Source organism: Micromonospora sp. NPDC003776 (genome assembly GCF_053605645.1).
Map to the genome: position 1 here is coordinate 1 of NZ_JBSGJR010000589.1, position 4,217 is coordinate 4,217.

Sequence of the window (4,217 nt, forward strand, 5' to 3'; positions counted from 1 at the left end):
ACCGCCGTGCCGGCCAGCGCCGGCGCCGGGCGGGGCAGCCGCCGGGCCCGCCGGATCGGCCGCTCCATCAGCAGGTACGAGCCGGTGGCGACGGCCAGGGTCAGCGCGCAGCGGGCGGCGAGCAGGCCGACTCCGGTCAGCCCGGTCCGCTCGGCGGTGAGCCACTGGAACAGCGGCCAGTGCCAGAGGTAGACGCCGTACGAGATCCGGCCGAGCCAGACCAGCGGCGCCAGGGCGAGCAGCCGGGCGGTCGGCCCGGCTGGGCTGACCGTGGCGTGCGCGATGACCGCCGCCACGGCGAGGGCGGCCACGGTCAGCCCGCCCCGGTAGAGCCAGCCGTCGCCACCCTCGGCGGTGGCCCAGAACCAGCCGGTCGTCACGGCCCCGGCCAGCGCCAGCCCGCCGAGGACCGGGTGCCGTGTCCGCCGGCCGGCCACCTCCGCGCCCGCCCCCTCCGACCCGCCCGGCTCCTCCGGTCCGCCGGTCCCGTCCGACCGCGCCGGCCCGTCCGACCGCGCGGGGACGGCGGCGTGGAATCGGGCGAGCAGCACGGCGAGCGCGGCTCCGACCAGGAGCGCGACCGCGCGGGTGTCGGTGCCGTAGTAGACCCGGTCCACGGCGTTCGGGGCGAACAGCGTGGCGGCGGCGAGCGCCGAGCTGGCGGCTCCCACGAGGACGGCCACCAGGACGGCGGTGTGCCGGCGGCGGGTCGGGCCGGCGCCGCGCGCGGTGGCCCAGCCCAGCAGCACGATCAGCAGCAGCGGCCAGAGCAGGTAGAACTGCTCCTCGATGCCGAGCGACCAGGTGTGTTGCAGCGGGGACGGGGTTCCGGTGGCGGCGAAGTAGTCCCCCTCCCGGTTGGCCATCCGCCAGTTGGCGACGTACCCGAGCGCGGCCAGCTCGTCCCAGCGCAGCGCGCCGAGTTCGGTGCCGGGCAGCAGTTCCCGACCGACCAGCAGCACCACGACGAGCACCAGGAGCAGGGCGGGGAGCAGGCGCCGTACCCGCCGGCCCCAGAACGCCACCAGGTCCACCCGGCCGGTGGCCCGGTGTTCGGCGAGCAGCAGCGAGGTGATCAGGAACCCGGACAGCACGAAGAACGCGTCCACCCCGAGGAAGCCGCCCGGCAGGGCGGCGATTCCGCCGTGGAAGGCGAGGACGGCCGCGACCGCGAGCGCGCGGACCCCGTCGAGCGCCGGCTGGTACGGAACCCTGGCCCTGCTCGTACCCGACATGGCACGCGTTGTCCCCCCTGGACGGCCTCCTTACACCCAGGGTGGTTGCCGACGGATCGCCACGGTCAGGCCAGCGGGAGGGCCTCCGCATCGTCGCGCGCGACGCTGAGGGCCCGCCGGTCGAGCACCCCGCCGACCTGCCCGGCGGAGCGTTCCACCCGGCGTCGGATGATCCGCAGGTGCGCCGCGATCGAGGCGGCGACGACCAGCGCCGCGGCGGGCCCCGCCGGCCAGGTCACGCCGGTGGCGAGCACCGCCAGCGCGACGGAGAGGCCGACCAGGACGCTGTTGACCAGCGCCAGCATCCCGGCCTGGCTGACCAGGTCGCGGAACCAGTGCCGGCGGAACGGCTCGGGCGCGAACGGGCCGGGATCGTCCAGCGTCGGCATGACGATGTACGGAGCCAGTTCGGGCGCGCGGCGGGTCAGGTAGGTGCGCAGCACGGTGGCGGCGACGGCGTACCGACGGCCCCGGTCGTTCAGCTCCACCTGCCGGGCGAAGACGAAGACGCCCAGCAGCAGGACCAGCAGTCCGAGCCCGGCCAGCACGGCGGGGCCGACCGGGCCGTGCGGTGGGCCGGTGGTGATCAGCCCGGCCGACACCGCGGTCGCTCCGGAGGCCACCGCCAGGAAGAAGGTGAACCGGGCGGCGGACTGGTCGTGCACCGCCCGGCTCAGCTCGCGCAGGTGCTCGTACTCGGCGAGCGCGATGGTCAGCTCGGTGTCGTCGGCCATCCAGGCGTCCCCTCCCCGGTCGCGGTCCACCGTAGCCAGGATCGGCCGGAGCGGGGAGCCTGTCGTGCTTCAGACGAAGAGCGGGTGTACCGCAAGATGTAGTAGAGGTGCTACATTTCGCGGCATGACTGCGGTCGAACTGCCGGGAGTTGTCGGGGCTCCCCATCCCCCCGACGAGGACCTCGTCCTCGACGTACGCGACCTGCGCATGCGCTACGGCACCGTCGACGTGCTGCACGGGGTCGACTTCACCGCCCGGCGCGGCGAGGTGCTCGCCCTGCTCGGGCCCAACGGCGCCGGCAAGACCACCACCATCGAGATCCTCGAGGGCTTCCGGATGCGCTCCGCCGGACAGGTCAGCGTCCTGGGCGTCGACCCCGCCCGGGGCGACGAGCGCTGGCGGGCCCGGATGGGCGTGGTGCTCCAGTCCTGGCGCGACCACGGCAAGTGGCGGGTCCGCGACCTGCTCACCCACCTCGGCGCCTTCTACGCGCCGTACGGCACCGACCGGATCCGCCGGCCCTGGCCGGTGGCCGACCTGCTGGCCGCCGTCGGCCTCACCGCCCAGGCGGAGAAGCGGGTGGCCCAGCTCTCCGGCGGCCAGCGTCGCCGGCTGGACGTGGCGGTCGGCATCGTGGGCCGCCCCGAGCTGCTCTTCCTGGACGAGCCGACGGTCGGTTTCGACCCGGCCGCCCGGCGCGAGTTCCACGAGCTGGTGCACCGCCTCGCCGACCTGGACGAGACCACCATCCTGCTCACCACGCACGACCTGGACGAGGCGGAGAAGCTGGCCGACCGGATCCTGATCCTGGCCGGCGGGCGGATCGTCGCGGACGGCTCGCCGGACGCGCTGGCCCGCCGGGTGGCCGGCGACGCGGAGATCCGCTGGACCCGGGACGGGGAGCGGTTCGTGCACTCCGCCGCCGACGCCACCGGGTTCGTCCGGGACCTGCTCCGCCAGTACGGCGACGCCGTGCAGGAGCTGGAGGTCCGCCGGGCCAGCCTGGAGGACGCGTACATGGCACTGGTCTACGAGGAGGAGTCCGGCGTCCGGAGCGGCCGGGCCGACCGGGTGTGGCAGCAGGGGAGCGAGCGATGAACCCGACGATGGCGGCCGTCCGGGCCGGTTTCCGGCGCGGCGTGATCGAGCTGCGCAACACCTTCAGCAACGCCCAGGATCTGTGGAACTACTTCTTCCCCACGGCGGTCCTGCTGATCGCCATGTTCTTCATGCGCGGCTCCACCGTGCCCGGCACCTCCTTCTCCCTCGGCGCCCGTACGCTGCCCAGCGCGCTCGGCATGGGGCTCGCCTTCGGCGGCATGCTGGTGCTCGCCTCGCAGCTGGTCATCGAGCGCGAGGACGGCACCCTGCTGCGGGCCAAGGCCACCCCCAACGGGATGCTCGGCTACCTGATCGGCAAGATCACCCTGATGTCCACGGTCGCCCTGGTGAGCATGGCGATCCAGCTCGTCCCGTCGCTGCTGTTCCTGGACGGGCTCCAGGTGACCAGCGCGTCCGCCTGGTTCACCCTGCTCTGGGTGGCGGTGCTCGGCCTGGTGGCCACCCTGCCGATGGGCGCGGTCCTCGGCGCGCTGATCGAGAACCCGCGCAACCTCGGGCTGGTCATGCTGCCGAACATGGGCCTGATCGCGCTCTCCGGCATCTTCTACCCGATCAACAGCTACCCCGGGTGGCTGCAGGGCATCGCCCAGGTCTTCCCGATCTACTGGCTAGGGTTGGGCATGCGCTCGGCGCTGCTGCCCGACAGCATGGCCGCGGTCGAGCTGGGCCATTCCTGGCGCCACCTGGAGACGCTCGGCGTGCTCGGCGCGTGGGCGGTGCTCGGGCTCGTGCTGGCGCCGGTCGTGCTGCGCCGGATGGCCCGCCGGGAGTCCGGCTCGCGGGTGGCCGCGCGCCGCGAGCGGGCCATGCAGCGGGTCGGATGAGAGGGCGTCGATGAGCGAGACCGTGCACAACCGGATCGCCGTGCTGCGCGCCGAGCGGGGCATCTCCCGCCGGCAGCTGGCCGACGCGCTGGGCGTGCACTACCAGACGGTCGGCTACCTGGAGCGGGGTGAGTTCCGACCCAGCCTGCACCTGGCGCTGCGGATCGCCGCGTACTTCGAGGTGCCGGTCGAGGTGGTCTTCTCCATCGAGCCGTTCCCCCGGATCGGCGACGCTGTCCAGCCGCATCGGCCGCATCAGTGATCCACCTCCTCGAGCAGCTCGTCGAAGAGCTCCTGGACG

5 protein-coding genes are annotated in these 4,217 nt (G+C 73.9%); 3 read left to right on the plus strand and 2 right to left on the minus strand.

Annotation, left to right across the window (positions count from 1 at the left end; all coding sequences use genetic code 11):
- The coding region (locus ACWEVO_RS31445; RefSeq protein WP_452311089.1) for an acyltransferase family protein at positions 1–1,235 on the minus strand (1,235 nt) is incomplete at its 3' end.
- A 65-nt stretch (positions 1,236–1,300) separates the two neighbouring features.
- Positions 1,301–1,969, minus strand: a complete 669-nt coding sequence (locus tag ACWEVO_RS31450; RefSeq protein ID WP_452311090.1) for a hypothetical protein — start codon at positions 1,967–1,969, stop codon at positions 1,301–1,303.
- Positions 1,970–2,093: 124 nt separating this feature from the next.
- On the opposite strand from ACWEVO_RS31450, the gene ACWEVO_RS31455 reads away from it, so the two are divergent.
- Genes ACWEVO_RS31455 through ACWEVO_RS31465 form a run of 3 tightly spaced genes read left to right on the plus strand, consistent with a single transcriptional unit; the run spans position 2,094 to position 4,178 of the window.
- Positions 2,094–3,068: an ABC transporter ATP-binding protein gene (locus ACWEVO_RS31455; RefSeq protein WP_452311091.1), complete on the plus strand. Its 975-nt coding sequence runs from the start codon at positions 2,094–2,096 to the stop codon at positions 3,066–3,068.
- On the plus strand, positions 3,065–3,916 hold the full coding sequence (locus ACWEVO_RS31460; protein WP_452311092.1) for an ABC transporter permease: 852 nt from the start codon (positions 3,065–3,067) through the stop codon (positions 3,914–3,916). The genes ACWEVO_RS31455 and ACWEVO_RS31460 overlap by 4 nt, the downstream gene beginning before the upstream one ends.
- Positions 3,917–3,926: 10 nt before the next feature.
- A complete protein-coding gene (locus ACWEVO_RS31465) occupies positions 3,927–4,178 on the plus strand; it encodes a helix-turn-helix transcriptional regulator (RefSeq protein ID WP_452311093.1) in 252 nt (83 codons plus the stop codon).
- Positions 4,179–4,217: the final 39 nt, after the last annotated feature.

Excerpts from the sequence above, each read along its gene's own strand:
- ACWEVO_RS31450 (WP_452311090.1), bottom strand. The coding sequence starts at position 1,969 with ATGGCCGACGACACCGAGCTGACCATCGCGCTCGCCGAGTACGAGCAC.
- ACWEVO_RS31460 (WP_452311092.1), top strand. The coding sequence starts at position 3,065 with ATGAACCCGACGATGGCGGCCGTCCGGGCCGGTTTCCGGCGCGGCGTG.
- ACWEVO_RS31455 (WP_452311091.1), top strand. The coding sequence starts at position 2,094 with ATGACTGCGGTCGAACTGCCGGGAGTTGTCGGGGCTCCCCATCCCCCC.
- ACWEVO_RS31465 (WP_452311093.1), top strand. The coding sequence starts at position 3,927 with ATGAGCGAGACCGTGCACAACCGGATCGCCGTGCTGCGCGCCGAGCGG.